Genomic DNA, 16,679 nt, shown 5'->3' on the forward strand with positions numbered 1-16,679 from the left:
TCGCCAGCCGGCGGCGCCACCCGCGCCCGCCTTGCGCCGCCGGCCGCGCCAGTCGCGCGCGCAGGCGAGTTCCGACGCGCTGCAGCAGGCGTTCGTTCAGCTTTTGCTCGAACGCGGCTACGCGAAGGCGACGATCCGCGAGATCGCGGCGGTCGCGGGCGTGAGCATCGGCACCTTCTACGAATACTTCGGCGACAAGCAGAGCCTCGCGGCGCTCTGCATCCACCGACACGTGCTGGCGTTGGCCGACCGGCTGCGCGACGCCATCGCGCGGTTGCACGGCGCGCCGCGGGCCGAACTGGCCGCCGCGCTCGTCGACCTGCAGGTCGAGGCGATCGGCGCCGACGCGGCGCTGTGGGGCGCGCTCTTCGCGCTGGAACGGCAGGTGTCGCCGCTCACCGCCTACCGTCGGCATTACGACGCGTATGTCGCGCTGTGGCGCGACGCGCTCGAGCACGCGGCCGATCCGCCGCCGGCCGCGCGGCTCGACGGGCTCGCGCGGATGGCGCACACGATCTGCTACGGCGGGCTTTCGCAGGCGTTGCTGACGCTCGGGCCCGCGTTCGACATCGCCGCGCTGCGCAGCGAACTGCGGGCCGTGCTGCTCGCCTACCTGGCGGCGATTGGCCGGTAGTATTCCTAGGGGAAATGCCTGATTCGCATGTCGCCCCGGCAGGCTAGCCTTGCCGCTGCATACCCCTCTGCGCGAGCCATGAGAAAAATGCATGGCCGCCATGACGAACTTTCGATTGTCCACCGATATTGGCTCGGGCTAAATCGTGCGACAGATGCAGGCCGCGCGTGTCGCGCACGGCCGCCCGAAGGACATCAGAAGGAGGAGTCATGCGAAGCGCGACCGCGCCCCGTTCGAAACTGCCCGACGTCGGGACGACGATCTTCACGGTGATCGGCCAACTGGCTGCCCGGCACGATGCGTTGAACCTGTCGCAGGGGGCGCCGAATTTCGCGCCCGATCCGGCGCTCGTCGAAGGCGTCGCGCGCGCGATGCGCGACGGCCACAACCAGTACGCGCCGATGGCCGGCGTCATGGCGCTGCGCGAGCGGCTCGCCGAAAAGACCGAGGCGCTGTACGGCCCACACTACGACCCGGCCACGGAAATCACGGTGATCGCCAGCGCGAGCGAAGGGCTCTACGCGGCGATCAGCGCGCTCGTGCATCCGGGCGACGAGGTGATCTACTTCGAGCCGTCGTTCGACAGCTATGCGCCGATCGTGCGGCTGCAGGGCGCGACGCCGGTGGCGATCAAGCTGTCGCCCGAGCATTTCCGCGTGAACTGGGACGAAGTCGCCGCGGCGATCAACCCGCGCACGCGGATGATCATCGTCAACACGCCGCACAACCCGACCGCAACGGTGTTTTCGGCCGACGATCTCGAACGGCTTGCGCAGCTCACGCGCGATACCGGCATCGTGATCCTGTCCGACGAGGTCTACGAGCACGTCGTGTTCGATGGCGCGCAGCACCAGAGCATGGCGCGCCATCGCGAGCTGGCCGAGCGCAGCGTGATCGTGTCGTCGTTCGGCAAGTCGTTCCACGTGACGGGCTGGCGGGTCGGCTATTGCCTCGCGCCGGCCGAGCTGATGGACGAGATCCGCAAGGTGCACCAGTTCATGGTGTTCGCGGCCGACACGCCGATGCAGGTCGCGTTCGCGGAAATCCTCGCGCGACCGGACAGCTATCTCGGCCTGTCGGCGTTCTACCAGGCCAAGCGCGACCTGCTCGCGCGCGAGCTGGCCGATTCGCGTTTCGAGCTGCTGCCGAGCGAAGGCTCGTTCTTCATGCTCGCGCGCTTCCGGCACTTCTCGGACGAAAGCGACAGCGATTTCGTGCTGCGCCTGATCCGCGATGCGCGCGTCGCGACGATTCCTCTGTCGGCGTTCTATACCGACGGCACCGACGCCGGCGTGATCCGGCTCAGTTTTTCGAAGGACGACGCGACGCTGGTCGAAGGCGCGCGGCGGCTGCGTTCGCTGTAAGGCCCGTACGGAAACCGGCGACGGGACGTCGCACCGACCAGACACAGGAGATCACGATGAAGCACACGGCCACCCTGAAACTCGCGTTCGCACTCGCGTGCGCCATCGGCTCGGGCGCGGCGCTCGCCGACGCGCAGACGCTGCGCTTCGGCCTCGAAGCGCAATATCCGCCGTTCGAATCGAAAGCGCCGAACGGCGACCTGCAGGGCTTCGACATCGACGTCGGCAATGCCGTCTGCCAGACGGCGAAGCTGTCGTGCAAATGGGTCGAGACGTCGTTCGACGGCCTGATTCCCGCGCTGCAGGGCCGCAAGTTCGACGCGATCAACTCGGCGATGAACGCGACCGAGCAGCGGCGCCAGGCGATCGACTTCACGACGATCATCTATCGCGTGCCGACCCAACTGATCGCGCGCACCGGCAGCGGCCTGCTGCCGACGCCGGAATCGCTGAAGGGCAAGCGCGTCGGCGTGCTGCAGGCATCGATCCAGGAAACCTTCGCGAAGGCGCACTGGGAGCCGGCGGGCGTCGCGGTCGTCGCGTACCAGGACCAGAACCAGGCGTACGCGGACCTCGTGGCCGGCCGTCTCGACGCGACGCTCGTGCTCGCACCGTCCGGCCAGCGCGGCTTCCTGTCGCGTCCGGACGGCAAGGGCTTCTCGTTCGTCGGCCAGCCCGTGCGCGACGACAAGATTCTCGGCAATGGCATCGCATTCGGGCTGCGTAAAGGCGACAGCGCGCTGAAGGCGAAACTCGATGCGGCGATCGACAAGCTGAAGGCGGACGGCACGGTGAAGTCGCTCGGCCTGAAGTATTTCGGCGATATCGACATCTCGGCGAAGTAAGCGGAGCCGCGCGCGATGCAGAACCGGAACACGGCCGCGGCGGGTGGCGAACAGGGTGGCGGATCGCTGTCGGGTGACGCGATCGAAGCCGTGCTCGTCGCCGAACTGGGCGATGCGCTCGTGACGCGCTCGATGGATATCGATCCGCGTTACTTCACCGCGTACAACGAGCCGGCCGGCGTGCGGCCGCGTGCGCTGGTGCGACCGCGCAGTGTCGACGACGTGTCGCGCACGCTCGCGCTGTGTGCGTGGCTCGGCCAGCCGGTCGTGCCGCAGGGCGGTTTGACCGGACTCGCGCGCGGTGCGGTCGCGCTCGGCGGCGAGGTGGTGCTGTCGATGGAGCGCTTCGCGGGCATCGAGGCGCTCGACGCGGCGGCCGGCACGATGACGGTACGCGCCGGAACGCCGCTGCAGACGGTGCAGGAAGCCGCGGAAGCGGCGGGTTTCACGTTCGGCGTCGATCTCGGCGCACGCGGCTCATGCCAGATCGGCGGCATGCTCGCGACCAATGCGGGCGGCACGCGCGCGATCCGCTACGGGATGATGCGCGAGCAGGTGCTCGGGCTCGAGGCCGTGCTCGCGGACGGCACGGTCGTGTCGTCGATGAACCGGATGCTGAAGAACAACGCGGGCTACGACCTCAAGCAGCTGTTCATCGGCAGCGAAGGGACGCTCGGCGTCGTCACGCGCGCGGTGCTGCGGCTGCATCCGCTGCTGGCCGCGCCGGCCACGGCGCTCTGCCGCGTGCGCGACTACGACGCGGTCGTCGCGCTGTGGAACAGCGTGCGCATGTTGCCGGAGGTCGTCAGTTTCGAGGCGATGTGGCCGGCGTTCTACGACTACGTCGCGCGTCATACGCCCGGTGTTTCGGCGCCGTTCGTCGGCGACGATGGATTCGCGATCCTGATCGAATGCGCGACGAGCGCACCGGGCGGCGATGCGCACCAGGCGCTGGAAGCCGGTCTCGCGGCGGGGTTCGACGCAGGGCTCGTGGAGGATGCGGTGCTCGCGACGTCGGAGCGGCAGGCGCGTGACTTGTGGACGCTGCGCGAAGGCCTCGCGATCGACGCGCTGCCGCAGCTCGTCAACTTCGACGTGAGCCTGCCGACGGGCGAACTCGGCGCATTCGCCGAGCGTTGCGAGGCGGCATTGCGGGCGCGCTGGCCGGACGTCACGTGCCTGTTCTTCGGCCATGTCGGCGACGGCAACGTGCATATCGGTGTGTCGCTGGCCGGGATGACCGACACGGACCTCGATGCGCTCGATCACTGCGTGTACGCGGTGGTGCGCGACATGGGCGGCTCGGTGTCGGCCGAGCACGGGATCGGCGTGCTCAAGCGCCCCTATCTCGCGCATACGCGCAGCGACGCGGAAATCGGATTGATGCGACGCCTGAAGGCCGCGCTGGATCCGCTCGGCATCCTGAATCCCGGCAAGGTGCTTTGATCGGGGCGATGCACGTTGCCGGCGGGAGTCGGCCTGCGTGACGCGTCAGCCGTCCACCCAGCGCAGCGCACCGATCTTCAGGTGCTCGACGACGCTGCGCGCCCAGTCGAGTTCGGCATTGAGCAGCACGAGCGCATGCTCGTTCTGCAGCAGGAACAGGCGCGGCACCTGGTCGGCCTGCGCGGTGGCGCGCAGCGTTTCGAGGCGTTCGCGCTCCGCGTCGAGCCGTGTGATTCGAAGCTCGAGCTGGTGGCGGGCGTCTTCGGCGTCGAGCAGCGGCAGGAACGCGAGACCGGCGCCGAACGCCGGGAAGTCACGCGCGGGTTCCGCGAGCAGCGCATGCAGCCACGCCTGCCCGGCCGTGTGCCCGGCCTCGGTCAGCGCATACAGCGTGCGCTCCGGAAACGCGCCGTCGCGCTCGGTGTCGTGCACGGCGATCAGCCCGTCGCGCAGCAGCCGGTCGATCGTCTGGTAGAGGCTCGTGCGCTGGCGCACGTTGACGACTTCGTCGTACCCGCGCGCCTTCAGTTGCTGCAGCATCCCGTAGGGATGCATCGGCGTTTCGGTGAGCGTCGCGAGGACGGCCAGCGCGAGCGGGGACGGGCGACTGGTGGACATGAATAGTTATTCGATATCTGGTAAGAATATAACTATTCTCAACCAGACTATCATATTTCACAAGGATTTCAGCCGAGATGCGAGCGTTTCGCGGCCGGGGCGACGGTTTCCATCGTCGCGAGACCGTGCACGATGCCGCAATCCTCGACCGAATGTTCGCCGACGCACTGGCGGCGCAATTCGGTGAGCTGGTCGCGTAGATGCGTGAGTTCCGCGAGGCGCGCATCGACGTGCCCGATGTGTTCGTCGAGCAGTGAGTTGATCGAATCGCAGGGGTCGGCCGGCGTGTCGGTGAGCTGCAGCAGCGCGCGGATTTCGTCGTGGGCCATGTCGAGCGCGCGGCAGTTGCGGATGAAGCGCAGCCGCTCGACGTGCACGTCGGTGTAGTTGCGGTAGTTCGAGTCGGTGCGCTCCGCATCCGGCATCAGACCCTCTTTCTCGTAGAAACGGATCGTCTCGGGTGTGCAGCGGGCTGCTTTGGCCAGTTCGCCGATCTTCATGCCTTTCTCCCGTGTAAGGGTTGACCTTGTAGTGGCTTCAGGGTGTTAACTCTACACCGTTAGCCATTGAGGAGGTTGTCATGACCGACGCCCAGCGTACCCACGACCCACGACACCGTCATGCCGGCGGCGCCGCTCCGTGCTGCGCCGACGCGCACGATACGGATACGGCGACCGTCGCCGAGGCGGCGCCGACGGCCGGCGAGCACGCGCATGGCAAGGCCGCCGCAGCGCGCGGCGCGCAGTCGCAGGCCCACAGCCACGACCACGATCACGAACATGATCACGCGCACGCCGGTCGCGAAGAGGGGCACGCCCACGGCGCCGGTTGCAGCCACGGCAGCGGCAAGGAACACGACCACGATCATGGTCATGACCATGCGCACGAGCATGGCGACGGCCATGTCCATGGCGCCGCCTGTGCACACGGCAGCGCCGCACACGACCATGCCGGCCACGACCACGACCACGACCACGACCACGACCACGACCACGCGGCCGGTGACTGCTGCGCGCCTGCCGCGCTGACGCTCGCGCCGCTGCCGGTCGCGCAGGCGACCGCGTCGGGTCACGTGCGCTCCGCATTCCGGATCATGCAGATGGACTGCCCGACCGAGGAAACGCTGATCCGCAAGAAGCTCGGCGGGATGAGCGAAGTGTCGGCGCTCGAATTCAACCTGATGCAGCGGATGCTGACGGTCGAGCACATGCCGGACGCCCAGCCGGCGATCGAAAGCGCGATCCGCTCGCTCGGGATGACGCCCGAGGCGGCAGCGCCCGGCGCACCGGCCGCGCGCGTCGCTGACGCCCCCCCGAAGCCGTGGTGGCCGCTGGCGCTCGCCGGTGTCGCCGCGATCGCATCCGAGGGCGCGACCTGGGCAGGCCTGCCCGTATGGCTCGCGGCGGCGCTTGCGCTGGCGGCGGTGCTCGCGTGCGGGCTCACCACGTACAAGAAGGGCTGGATCGCGATCCGCAACGGCAACCTGAACATCAACGCGCTGATGAGCATCGCGGTGACGGGCGCGATGGCGATCGGCCAGTGGCCGGAAGCCGCGATGGTGATGGTGCTGTTCACGATCGCCGAGCTGATCGAAGCGAAGTCGCTGGACCGGGCACGCAATGCGATCCAGGGCCTGATGCAGCTCGCGCCGGACACCGCGACCGTGCAGGACGCCGACGGGTCGTGGCGCACGATCGAGGCCGCGCAGGTGGCGCTCGGTGCAGTCGTGCGTGTGAAGCCGGGCGAGCGGATCGGGCTGGACGGCGAAGTCGTCGCGGGCCGCTCGACGGTGAACCAGGCGCCGATCACCGGCGAGAGCCTGCCCGTCGAAAAGACGACCGGCGACGCCGTGTATGCGGGCACGATCAACGAATCGGGTTCGTTCGACTATCGCGTGACGGCCGTCGCGGCCAACTCGACGCTCGCGCGGATCATCCACGCAGTTGAAGAAGCGCAAGGCGCGAAGGCGCCGACGCAGCGCTTCGTCGACCAGTTCGCACGCGTCTACACGCCGATCGTGTTCGCGGTCGCGCTGCTGGTCGCGGTGGCGCCGCCGCTCGTGATGGGCGGTGCGTGGCACGACTGGATCTACCGCGCGCTGGTGCTGCTCGTGATCGCGTGCCCGTGCGCACTGGTGATCTCGACGCCGGTGACGATCGTGTCGGGGCTCGCGGCCGCCGCACGACGCGGGATTCTCGTGAAGGGCGGCGTGTACCTGGAAGAAGGGCGCAAGCTCGCGTGGCTCGCGCTCGACAAGACCGGCACGATCACGCACGGCAAGCCGGTGCAGACCGACTTCGACCTGCACGCGACCGACGCCGACGAGGCACGCGTGCGGCACCTCGGCGCGAGCCTCGCGGCGCGCTCCGATCACCCGGTGTCGCAGGCGATCGCAGCCGCGGCGCGCGACGCGGGCACGACGGCATTCGCCGATGTACAGGACTTCGAAGCGATCGTCGGGCGCGGCGTGCGCGGCACGATCGACGGCACGCGCTACTGGCTCGGCAACCACCGGCTCGTCGAGGAACTCGAGCGCTGCTCGACGGCCCTCGAAGCGAAGCTCGATGCGCTCGAGCGGCAGGGCAAGAGCGTCGTGGTGCTGGTCGACGAAGCGCGCGTGCTCGGCATCTTCGCGGTGGCCGACACGATCAAGGACACGAGCCGTGAAGCGATCGCGGATCTGCATGCGCTCGGCATCCGCACCGCGATGCTGACCGGCGACAACCCGCATACCGCGCAGGCGATCGCGCAGCAGGCCGGCATCGACGACGCACGCGGCAACCAGTTGCCGGAAGACAAGCTCGCGGCAGTCGAGGAGCTGTCGGCCGGCGGCGCGGGCGCGGTCGGGATGGTCGGCGACGGGATCAACGACGCGCCGGCGCTCGCGCGCGCCGATATCGGCTTCGCGATGGGCGCGATGGGCACCGACACGGCGATCGAGACGGCCGACGTCGCGCTGATGGACGACGACCTGCGCAAGATTCCCGCGTTCGTGCGGCTGTCGCGTGCGACACATCGCGTCCTGGTGCAGAACATCGGCTTCGCGCTCGGCGTGAAGATCGTGTTCCTCGGCCTCACGGTCGCGGGGCTCGGCACGATGTGGATGGCGGTCTTCGCCGACGCGGGTGCAAGCCTGATCGTCGTGGCCAACGGTTTGCGGCTGCTGTCGTCCTCGGGGGCGTTCGGCGGCGCGCAGGCCAAGCGTTGAGGAGCGGGCGATGAGCTTTCTGAAACGAATCCTGGGCGGCCACGGCGGTGGCCATGGCGGCGGGCACGGCAACAACAGCGGCCACGGTGGCGGGCATCACGGCGGGCAGCGCCGGGACGGGCACGACGGCCACGATGCGCGCGGCCGCGATCGCCACGGCTGGGGCTGGCAGGCGCCGGCCGACAGTCGAAGCGGGCAGGCCGGCGGCAACGTGCCGTTGAGCCAGCTCGCCTGTGCGGGCTGCGGCGCACTCAATGCGGCGGATGCGCGCTTCTGCGCGCAGTGCGGTGCCGCGCAACGCGGCAAGTCCTGCAGCCGCTGCCACTCGGCGCTGGCGGACGACGCGCGGTTCTGCCCCGGGTGCGGGACGCAGGCCGCGTAAGCCGGTTGATCCGCGCATTCGCGCCGGCGGCGTGTGAACGCCAGCCGGCGCGCTTCGTTTCAGGGCCGCCGCGCAGGCCTTCCGATCAGCGCAGCGGCAGGTAGATCTCGGTGCGCAGGTCGGCCGGCGCGGCATCCATCGGCGTATTGAGGTACAGCTCGAACGGCGGCGCGTCGGCGGCTTCACGGCCCGAGTGGCGCAGCCAGTCGCCGTAGAGCCACTGGTAGGCCGTCTTCAGGTCCGCATACGGCCCCGTATGCAGCAGCACCGCATATTCGCCGCCTGCGACCGTCGCACGCTCCACCGGCGGCGCGGGTTCGATGTCCGGCGCGCCGTCGGCCGGCATGAAGCACGCTTTCGCGCGCAACTGCGCTTCGGGCGTCGTGTCCGGGTCGTCGTAAAAAATCCCGATCATCTTCGCGCCCGGACCGATCAGCCCGCGCGGACCGGCCCACGCACCGATCCGGGCGAACGCGTCGCCGACCTTCAGGTACGACCCGGTGTGCGCCACCGCATAGCCGTGTAATTCCGGCAGCCGCCGGATCTCGACTTCATGCTTGAACATGTCTTCCTCTCCTCGCTGTAACGGATAGATGGGCCGGTGGCTGCCCGTGCGCCGGTGCTGCACGGGCGGCACGCCGTATGCATCGCGAAACGCCCGCGCGAACGCATGCGTCGAACCGTAGCCCGCGCGCCGCGCGATTTCGTCGATCGGCCGCGCCGTGCACACGAGATCCTCGGACGCGCGCACGATCCGCATCCGCCGCACCGTCAGCACGATCGACTCGCCGTACAGCGCGCGATAGACGCGCTGCCAGTGGTACGGCGACAGGCACGCGACTTCGGCGAGCCGGTTCAGGTCGAGCGGGCCGTCGAGATGTGCGCGGATGTATTCGTGCACGCGCGCCACGCTCGCCGCATAGCGAAGCCAGGCGGGCGGGTCGGGTTTCGTTTCGATGGTCATCGGCGTGTCAGGGCAGGAACCGACGTCACGGTAGCACGGCCCGATTTGATAAATCTTGCGGAAATGCGTAGGAGGCCAACGAGTCGAGCCCCATTTTATTTTGGCGAAATGGGGTCTTGCCCCCCTGCGATCTATGACTAAAGTTAAAGACGGTGAAATCGGGTGATCGCGTCATTTTTCTCGGGTAAGTTGCTCCGTCGGGGCAGCACGTTTTTCGAAGTACGCAGGTAGTTCGTCGATGTTCAATCGCAACACCACGTTTTCGGGAGAAGAAGAAATGGATGCTTCCAGCTTCATCACGTCGCTGCAGACCACGCTAGGGGGGTATCTGCCAAAGATCGCCGGCGCGATCGGCATCCTGGTGATCGGCTGGCTGATCGCCGTCGTGGTGCGGGCCGGCGCGATGCGCCTGCTCAGCGCGCTGAAGGTCGATCAGCGGATCAACGAAAGCACCGGCCAGGGCGCCTGCGTCGAGCGCATCATCGCGGGCGGCCTGTTCTGGCTCGTGCTGCTCGTCACCGCGGTGGGCATCTTCAACGTGCTCAACCTGTATGCGGTGTCCAACCCGTTCTCGCTGCTCGTCACCCACATCGTCAACTACCTGCCGAACCTGATTGGCGGCGCGGCGCTGACGCTGATCGCGTGGCTCATCGCGTCGCTGCTGCGCAGCCTCGCGAACCGCGCGCTGAAGGCGAGCAAGATCGACGACAAGCTGTCCGAAGGCGCCGGCATGCAGCCGATGACCGGCTATCTCGGCGACGTGCTGTTCTGGCTCGTGATCCTGATGTTCCTGCCGGCGATCCTCGCGTCGTTCGCGCTGTCGGGGCTGCTGTCGCCGGTGCAGGGGATGGTCGACAAGCTGCTCGCGATCGTGCCGAACATTTTCGCGGCCGCGGTGATCGGCATCGTCGGCTGGATCGTCGCGCGCGTGCTGCGCGGCCTCGTGACGAACCTGCTCGTCGCCGCCGGCGCCGACCGCCTCACGCAGCGCCTCGACAGCCCGACGCCCGTGCGCGTGTCGAGCCTGGTCGGCACGATCGTCTACGTGTTCGTGTTCGTGCCGACGCTGATCTCCGCGCTCGACGCGCTGAAGATCGACGCGATCTCGGTGCCGGCCACCAACATGCTGAACCAGTTCCTCGGCGCGGTGCCGGACATCGTCGCGGCGATCGTGATCGTGCTCGTGACGTTCTACTTCGCGCGCTTCGTCGCGTCGCTCGCGCAGAAGCTGCTGGAGGCCGCGGGCGCCGACGGGCTGCCGGCCGTGCTCGGCGTCGAGCGTGTGTTCTCGGGGATCCTGCAGCCGTCGGTGCTGGTCGCGCGGCTGATCGTGTTTTTCGCGATGCTGTTCGCGTCGGTCGAAGCCGCGAACCGGCTCGGCTTCTCGCAGGTGCGCGACGTCGTCACGCTGTTCATCGAATTCGGCGGCCACGTGCTGATGGGCGGCGTGATCCTCGTGATCGGCGTGTGGCTCGCGGGCCTCGCGCGCCGCGTGATCGAGCAGGCCGACCGCGAGCACAGCGTGCTGTTCGCGCGCATCGCGCAATTCGCGATCCTGGGCCTCGTGTTCGCGATGGGGCTGCGCGCGATGGGCATCGCGAACGAGATCGTCCAGCTCGCCTTTGGCCTCGTGCTCGGCGCGATCGCGGTGGCGGTGGCGCTGTCGTTCGGCCTCGGCGGCCGCGAAGCGGCCGGCAAGCTGCTCGACCGCTGGTTCAACCAGCGCGGCGGCGGCCAGTAACGCCACCGTCGCGCCTCCGTCCGTCCGCGCTGCATGGCCGGACGGTGTTGCGGCCGCGTATGTATCCGGCCGGGCGGGAACGTCACGCGACAGCGTCCGCGCGCGCGGCGCCGCCAGCGCCCGGCTGTCGGCGAAGGCTGCCGCGGTGCCGCCTGCGGCGTGTCGGCTTCGTCACGCGTTCCGTGTCGGCATTTCCGCAAGCGAAATGTCAGCCGCGATCTTTGCCGAATTTCGATAACACGTCGTTTAATGACTCTCTAGCATCGATTCTCAGTCGCGCAGGCCGGCAGGCACGGCGCCTTTGAGGAGAGAGTCCGATGAAAGCAGAGTCGAATGGCCGGCCCGCCGCCGGCGCCAAGTCGTCCGGCCAGCCCGCGCTGCAGCAGACGCTCGGGACCTGGCAACTGTGGGGCATCGCGGTCGGCCTCGTGATTTCCGGCGAGTACTTCGGCTGGAGCTACGGCTGGGCGAGCGCCGGCACGCTGGGCTTCGTCGTCACCGCGTTGTTCGTCGCGGCGATGTACACCACCTTCATTTTCAGTTTCACCGAGCTGACGACGTCGATCCCGCATGCGGGCGGCCCGTTCGCGTATGCGCGCCGGGCGTTCGGCCCGACCGGCGGCTATCTCGCCGGTGCGGCGACACTCGTCGAGTTCGTGTTTGCACCGCCCGCGATCGCACTCGCGATCGGCGCGTACCTGCACGTGCAGTTCCCCGGCCTCGAGCCCAAGCATGCGGCAATGGGCGCGTATCTCGTGTTCATGGCGCTGAACATCGTCGGCGTGCAGATCGCGGCGACCTTCGAGCTGGTCGTCACGCTACTCGCGATCTTCGAGTTGCTGGTGTTCATGGGCGTCGTGTCGCCGGGCTTCGCGTGGAGCAACTTCATGAAGGGCGGCTGGTCGGGCGCCGATCATTTCAGCGTGGGCGCGTTCCACGGGATGTTCGCGGCGATCCCGTTCGCGATCTGGTTCTTCCTCGCGATCGAAGGCGTCGCGATGGCCGCCGAGGAGGCGAAGAACCCGAAGCGCTCGATCCCGATCGCGTACGTGGCCGGGATCCTGACCCTCGTTGCACTGGCGATCGGCGTGATGGTGTTCGCCGGCGGCGCGGGCGACTGGACCAAGCTCGCGAACATCAACGACCCGCTGCCGCAGGCGATGAAGTACATCGTCGGCGCGAACAGCGGCTGGATGCACATGCTCGTGTGGCTTGGGTTGTTCGGGCTGGTCGCGTCGTTCCACGGGATCATCCTCGGCTATTCGCGCCAGATCTTCGCGCTGGCCCGCGAAGGCTACCTGCCCGAATGGCTCGGGAAGGTGCATCCGCGCTTCAAGACGCCCCATCGCGCGATTCTCGCGGGCGGCGTGGTCGGGATCGCGGCGATCTACAGCGACGAGCTGATCCAGTTCGGCGGGCAGACGCTGACTGCGAATATCGTGACGATGTCGGTATTCGGTGCGATCGTGATGTATATCGTGAGCATGGCGTCGCTGTTCAAGCTGCGCCGCTCGCAGCCGAACATGGCGCGGCCGTTCCGCGCGCCGCTGTACCCGATCTTCCCGGCGTTCGCGATCCTGGCCGCGCTCGTCTGTCTCGGTACGATGGTGTACTTCAACGGGCTGGTCGCGCTGGTGTTCCTCGGCTTCCTCGCGTTCGGCTACGCGTACTTCCTCGCGACGCGTTCGCAGCGTGCGAGTGCGCCGGGCGACGTGCTGCTGGAGGAGTGAGCAGGTGCAGATGAACGGCCGTTCCTGACGGCATCCGGCGCGCCCCGTCGAACGGGCGCGCCGTCGGCTTTTGGCAAGGAGATTCGCAGATGTCCTATACGGAGACGATCGGTTCGCGCACGTACCGTTTCGCGGACCTGAAGACGCTGCTCGCGAAGGCGAGCCCGCTGCGTTCCGGCGACCAGCTCGCCGGTGTCGCGGCGGCGAGCGAGGAGGAGCGCGTCGCCGCGAAGATCGCGCTCGCGGGCGTGCCGCTGAAGGCATTCCTGAACGAAGCGGTGATCCCGTATGAAGCCGACGAGGTCACGCGCCTCATCGTCGACGATCACGATGCGGCTGCCTTCGCGGAAATCTCGCACCTCACCGTCGGCGAGTTCCGCAACTGGCTGCTGTCGCCGGCCGCCGACGGCGCGGCGCTCGAACGGATTGCGCCGGGCCTCACGCCCGAGATGGTCGCGGCGGTGTCGAAGCTGATGCGCAACCAGGACCTGATCGCGGCGGCGAGGAAGCGCCGCGTGGTCACGCGCTTTCGCAATACGGTCGGGCTACCGGGCCGGATGTCGGTGCGGCTGCAGCCGAACCACCCGACCGACGACGTGAAGGGCATCGCCGCGTCGATGCTCGACGGGCTGATGTACGGCTGCGGCGACGCGATGATCGGCATCAACCCGGCCACCGACAGCCTCGCGGCGATCGTGAAGCTGCTCGCGATGATCGACGGCTTCCGCGAACGCTACGGCGTGCCGACGCAGTCGTGCGTGCTCACGCACGTGACCAACACGATCGCGGCGGTCGAGAAGGGCGCGCCGGTCGATCTCGTGTTCCAGTCGATCGCGGGCACCGAGAAGGCGAACGCGAGCTTCGGCATCTCGCTCGCGCTGCTCGGCGAGGCGCGCGAGGCCGCGTTGTCGCTCAAGCGCGGCACGGTCGGCAACAACCTGATGTACTTCGAGACGGGGCAAGGCAGTGCGCTGTCGGCGAACGCGCACTTCGGCGTCGATCAGCAGACCTGCGAAGTGCGCGCGTATGCGGTGGCGCGCAAGTTCGAGCCGTTCCTCGTGAACACGGTGGTCGGCTTCATCGGGCCGGAATACCTGTACGACGGCAAGCAGATCATCCGTGCGGGGCTCGAGGATCACTTCTGCGGGAAGCTGCTCGGCGTGCCGATGGGCTGCGACATCTGCTACACGAACCACGCGGAAGCCGACTCGGACGACATGGATACGCTGCTGACGCTGCTCGGTGTGGCCGGCATCAACTTCATCATGGGAATTCCGGGCGCGGACGACGTGATGCTGAACTACCAGAGCACGTCGTTCCACGACCAGCTGTACGTGCGCGAGGTGCTGGGCCTGCGCCGCGCGCCGGAATTCGAGGAGTGGCTGGAGACGATGGAGATCGCCGACGCGCACGGCGCGTTGCGTGCGGCGACGTCGCGCGTGCCGCTGCTCGCGGGCGCGAACGACTGGATGGGGATTTCGGCATGAGCGACGCCGTCGAAAAGAACCCGTGGGCGCAGCTGAAGTCGTTCACCAACGCGCGGATCGCGCTCGGCCGCGCGGGCAACAGCCTGCCGACCGCGCCGCTGCTCGCGTTCAACCTGTCGCATGCGCAGGCGCGCGACGCGGTGCACCAGCCGCTCGACGTGGACGCGCTGCGGCGGGAGATCGAGGCAGCCGGCTTCGCGACGCTCGGCGTGCAGAGTGCCGCGCCCGATCGCCAGCATTACCTGCGCCGGCCCGACCTCGGCCGCAAGCTGTCGGATGAAGGGCGCGCGCTGCTGGCGACGCACGGCGACGCGGTGACGGGCGACGGGCCCGACGTCGTGTTCGTGGTCGGCGACGGGTTGTCGGCGTTTGCAGCCGCGAAGCAGGCGCTGCCGTTGCTGCAGGCCGTGCGTCCGCGGCTCGATGCGGATGGCTGGCGGATCGGCCCGGTGGTGGTCGCGACGCAGGCGCGCGTCGCGCTCGGCGACGAGATCGGCGAATTGCTGCGCGCGAAGGTGGTCGCGATGCTGATCGGCGAACGGCCGGGGCTCAGCTCGCCGGACAGTCTCGGCGTGTACCTGACTTGGGCGCCGAAGGTCGGCTGCCACGATGCATTGCGCAACTGCATCTCGAACGTGCGGCCCGAAGGGCTGCCGTACGCGGGGGCCGCGCACAAGCTGCATTACCTGATGACGCACGCGCGACGGCTCGGGCTGACGGGTGTCGGGCTGAAGGACGACAGCGATGCGTTGCTGCCGCAGGCAGAGGCGGAGCGGATCGGGGCGGATTGAAAAGGGCCATGCGCGGGCCGCCGCGTGGCTGTGTTCGAGCGGCCCGACGGGCGGCTATCTGAACAACCGCTCGCACAGAAAATCGACGAACACACGCAGCTTCGGTGACAACTGCCGGCTCGACGGCCACACGATCGAGAATTGCCCCGGCGCGATCCGGTAGTCGTCGAGCACGGTGACGAGTGCGCCCTGCTCAAGCGCATCGCGCGCGAGGAAGTCGGGCATGTAGCCGATGCCGAGCCCTGCGAGCACGGTACCGCGCAATGCTTCCATGTTGTTGCAGGTCAGCGCGGTGCGCAGCTTCAGCGGCGTGCCGTCGTCGGCCGCGAGCGCCCAGTCCTGCAGCTTGCCGGTGGTCGGGAAGCAGTAGCGCACGCATTCGTGCGCTTCGAGATCGCGCGGCGTGCACGGCGTGCCGGCCTGCGCGAGATACGCGGGCGTCGCGCACAGCACGAACGCGAACGGGCCGAGCCGCCGCGACATCAGGCTCGAATCCGACAGCGGGCCGCTGCGGATCACCGCGTCGAAGCCGCCTTCGACGACGTCCACCATCCGGTCGTTGAAATCGAGATCGAGTTCGACGTCCGGGTAGCGCTGCCGGAATTCGGGCAGCACCGGCAGCAGGAACCGGTAGCCGATCACCGGCAGGCTCACGCGCAGCCTGCCGCGCGGGCGCTGTGCGGAGGCCGTCACGGTCGCTTCCGCGTCGCGGAAATCCTCGAGGATCCGCTGGCAGCGTTCGTAGAAATGCCGCCCCTCTTCGGTGAGCGTGACGCGCCGCGTCGTGCGGTTGAACAGCCGCACGCCGAGCGACTGCTCGAGTTTCGCGATCGTCTTGCCGACCGCCGACGCCGAGATGCCGAGCGCGCGGCCGGCCGCGACGAAGCTCAATGCTTCGGCGGTGCGGACGAAGGCGACGATGCCGGTCAGGTTGTCCATCGAATCGAAGGCGTGCGTCTGCGCACGTGGCCGAGTGAATTGCGGAATTTTAGTCCGTTATATGCGGAGCTTTGCGTGGTTTTTCGTGGATTGAATCGGATTTATCTTCTGTCGCTCTGACGGCGCATCCGCGCCGGCTTTTCGAGGAGCGACGATGGATCACCCTTTTTCAGCCGCTTCGGACCCGTCGGCACGCCGGCGCGCAGGGGTGCTGGCCGCCGTCTGCCTGGCCGCCGTCGCGCTGCCGCTGTCGTTTTCGGGCGGCGCCGTCGCGACGCCCGCGATCGGCCGCGACCTGCACGGCGGGACGGTCGCGATGAACTGGATCACCAACGCGTTCATGCTCGCGTTCGGCAGTTTCCTGATGGCGGCCGGTGCGCTGGCCGACCAGTTCGGCCGCAAGCGCCTGTTCGCGATCGGCGTCGCCGGCTTCACGCTGATGTCGGTCGCGCTTGCGTTCGCGCCGTCGATGCTCGCGGTCGACTTGCTGCGTGCCGCGCAAGGGCTCGCGGCGGCCGCGAGCCCTTGCG

At 68.3% G+C, this 16,679-nt stretch carries 15 protein-coding genes; 11 read left to right on the plus strand and 4 right to left on the minus strand.

The window, feature by feature from the left end; translation table 11 throughout:
- From G3N98_RS32765 to G3N98_RS32780, 4 genes are all read left to right on the plus strand, one after another.
- Window positions 1-634 (plus strand): TetR/AcrR family transcriptional regulator (locus G3N98_RS32765; RefSeq protein ID WP_241026194.1); only part of this gene is annotated, 634 nt, incomplete at its 5' end.
- A 209-nt stretch (window positions 635-843) separates the two neighbouring features.
- Window positions 844-1,998, plus strand: a complete 1,155-nt coding sequence (locus tag G3N98_RS32770; protein WP_174974737.1) for a pyridoxal phosphate-dependent aminotransferase — start codon at window positions 844-846, stop codon at window positions 1,996-1,998.
- Window positions 1,999-2,054: 56 nt separating this feature from the next.
- A complete protein-coding gene (locus G3N98_RS32775) occupies window positions 2,055-2,843 on the plus strand; it encodes an ABC transporter substrate-binding protein (RefSeq protein ID WP_089430414.1) in 789 nt (262 codons plus the stop codon).
- Window positions 2,844-2,858: 15 nt separating this feature from the next.
- Window positions 2,859-4,289 carry an FAD-binding oxidoreductase gene (locus G3N98_RS32780; RefSeq protein WP_206150512.1) on the plus strand — a complete coding sequence of 477 codons (1,431 nt, stop codon included), beginning with the start codon at window positions 2,859-2,861 and terminating at the stop codon, window positions 4,287-4,289.
- A gap of 45 nt (window positions 4,290-4,334) precedes the next feature.
- Here G3N98_RS32780 and G3N98_RS32785 read toward each other — a convergent pair whose 3' ends face one another.
- The gene (locus G3N98_RS32785) at window positions 4,335-4,907 is read right to left on the minus strand and encodes a PadR family transcriptional regulator (protein WP_206150513.1); all 573 of its coding nucleotides are present in this window, start codon (window positions 4,905-4,907) and stop codon (window positions 4,335-4,337) included.
- A 68-nt stretch (window positions 4,908-4,975) separates the two neighbouring features.
- Window positions 4,976-5,407 carry a Cd(II)/Pb(II)-responsive transcriptional regulator gene (gene cadR / locus G3N98_RS32790; protein WP_011350541.1) on the minus strand — a complete coding sequence of 144 codons (432 nt, stop codon included), beginning with the start codon at window positions 5,405-5,407 and terminating at the stop codon, window positions 4,976-4,978.
- Between the two features lie 80 nt (window positions 5,408-5,487).
- Here cadR and G3N98_RS32795 point away from each other — a divergent pair, with 80 nt between their 5' ends.
- Both G3N98_RS32795 and G3N98_RS32800 read left to right on the plus strand, forming a co-directional pair.
- Complete coding sequence (locus tag G3N98_RS32795) at window positions 5,488-8,115, plus strand: heavy metal translocating P-type ATPase (protein ID WP_206150514.1); 2,628 nt, start codon at window positions 5,488-5,490, stop codon at window positions 8,113-8,115.
- A gap of 10 nt (window positions 8,116-8,125) precedes the next feature.
- Complete coding sequence (locus tag G3N98_RS32800; protein WP_089471891.1) at window positions 8,126-8,497, plus strand: zinc ribbon domain-containing protein; 372 nt, start codon at window positions 8,126-8,128, stop codon at window positions 8,495-8,497.
- An 85-nt stretch (window positions 8,498-8,582) separates the two neighbouring features.
- On the opposite strand, the gene G3N98_RS32805 is transcribed toward G3N98_RS32800, so the two are convergent.
- Window positions 8,583-9,461 carry an AraC family transcriptional regulator gene (locus tag G3N98_RS32805; RefSeq protein WP_089471892.1) on the minus strand — a complete coding sequence of 293 codons (879 nt, stop codon included), beginning with the start codon at window positions 9,459-9,461 and terminating at the stop codon, window positions 8,583-8,585.
- 277 nt (window positions 9,462-9,738) lie between these two features.
- Here G3N98_RS32805 and G3N98_RS32810 point away from each other — a divergent pair, with 277 nt between their 5' ends.
- The 4 genes from G3N98_RS32810 (at window position 9,739) to eutC (ending at window position 15,210) form a co-directional block, all read left to right on the plus strand.
- Window positions 9,739-11,202, plus strand: coding sequence for a mechanosensitive ion channel (locus G3N98_RS32810; RefSeq protein WP_089471893.1), 1,464 nt, complete (start codon window positions 9,739-9,741; stop codon window positions 11,200-11,202).
- Between the two features lie 317 nt (window positions 11,203-11,519).
- Complete coding sequence (gene eat, locus G3N98_RS32815; RefSeq protein ID WP_089430418.1) at window positions 11,520-12,932, plus strand: ethanolamine permease; 1,413 nt, start codon at window positions 11,520-11,522, stop codon at window positions 12,930-12,932.
- An 89-nt stretch (window positions 12,933-13,021) separates the two neighbouring features.
- The gene (locus G3N98_RS32820) at window positions 13,022-14,419 is read left to right on the plus strand and encodes an ethanolamine ammonia-lyase subunit EutB (RefSeq protein WP_206150515.1); all 1,398 of its coding nucleotides are present in this window, start codon (window positions 13,022-13,024) and stop codon (window positions 14,417-14,419) included.
- Window positions 14,416-15,210 (plus strand): ethanolamine ammonia-lyase subunit EutC, encoded by a 795-nt coding sequence (eutC, locus tag G3N98_RS32825; RefSeq protein ID WP_206150516.1) that lies wholly within the window; start codon window positions 14,416-14,418, stop codon window positions 15,208-15,210. The genes G3N98_RS32820 and eutC overlap by 4 nt, the downstream gene beginning before the upstream one ends.
- A 54-nt stretch (window positions 15,211-15,264) precedes the next feature.
- Here eutC and G3N98_RS32830 read toward each other — a convergent pair whose 3' ends face one another.
- Window positions 15,265-16,149, minus strand: a complete 885-nt coding sequence (locus tag G3N98_RS32830) for a LysR family transcriptional regulator (RefSeq protein WP_206150517.1) — start codon at window positions 16,147-16,149, stop codon at window positions 15,265-15,267.
- A gap of 154 nt (window positions 16,150-16,303) precedes the next feature.
- Here G3N98_RS32830 and G3N98_RS32835 point away from each other — a divergent pair.
- On the plus strand, window positions 16,304-16,679 hold a 376-nt coding region (locus G3N98_RS32835), incomplete at its 3' end, for an MFS transporter (RefSeq protein WP_206150518.1).

Source organism: Burkholderia sp. Tr-20390, assembly GCF_017104595.1.
Taxonomy (GTDB): Bacteria; Pseudomonadota; Gammaproteobacteria; order Burkholderiales; family Burkholderiaceae; genus Burkholderia.

What these genes read in the sequence shown, in the direction of transcription:
- G3N98_RS32770 (WP_174974737.1), top strand. Translation starts at nt 844, where the DNA reads ATGCGAAGCGCGACCGCGCCCCGTTCGAAACTGCCCGACGTCGGGACG.
- G3N98_RS32775 (WP_089430414.1), top strand. Translation starts at nt 2,055, where the DNA reads ATGAAGCACACGGCCACCCTGAAACTCGCGTTCGCACTCGCGTGCGCC.
- G3N98_RS32780 (WP_206150512.1), top strand. Translation starts at nt 2,859, where the DNA reads ATGCAGAACCGGAACACGGCCGCGGCGGGTGGCGAACAGGGTGGCGGA.
- G3N98_RS32785 (WP_206150513.1), bottom strand. Translation starts at nt 4,907, where the DNA reads ATGTCCACCAGTCGCCCGTCCCCGCTCGCGCTGGCCGTCCTCGCGACG.
- cadR (WP_011350541.1), bottom strand. Translation starts at nt 5,407, where the DNA reads ATGAAGATCGGCGAACTGGCCAAAGCAGCCCGCTGCACACCCGAGACG.
- G3N98_RS32795 (WP_206150514.1), top strand. Translation starts at nt 5,488, where the DNA reads ATGACCGACGCCCAGCGTACCCACGACCCACGACACCGTCATGCCGGC.
- G3N98_RS32800 (WP_089471891.1), top strand. Translation starts at nt 8,126, where the DNA reads ATGAGCTTTCTGAAACGAATCCTGGGCGGCCACGGCGGTGGCCATGGC.
- G3N98_RS32805 (WP_089471892.1), bottom strand. Translation starts at nt 9,461, where the DNA reads ATGACCATCGAAACGAAACCCGACCCGCCCGCCTGGCTTCGCTATGCG.
- G3N98_RS32810 (WP_089471893.1), top strand. Translation starts at nt 9,739, where the DNA reads ATGGATGCTTCCAGCTTCATCACGTCGCTGCAGACCACGCTAGGGGGG.
- eat (WP_089430418.1), top strand. Translation starts at nt 11,520, where the DNA reads ATGAAAGCAGAGTCGAATGGCCGGCCCGCCGCCGGCGCCAAGTCGTCC.
- G3N98_RS32820 (WP_206150515.1), top strand. Translation starts at nt 13,022, where the DNA reads ATGTCCTATACGGAGACGATCGGTTCGCGCACGTACCGTTTCGCGGAC.
- eutC (WP_206150516.1), top strand. Translation starts at nt 14,416, where the DNA reads ATGAGCGACGCCGTCGAAAAGAACCCGTGGGCGCAGCTGAAGTCGTTC.
- G3N98_RS32830 (WP_206150517.1), bottom strand. Translation starts at nt 16,149, where the DNA reads ATGGACAACCTGACCGGCATCGTCGCCTTCGTCCGCACCGCCGAAGCA.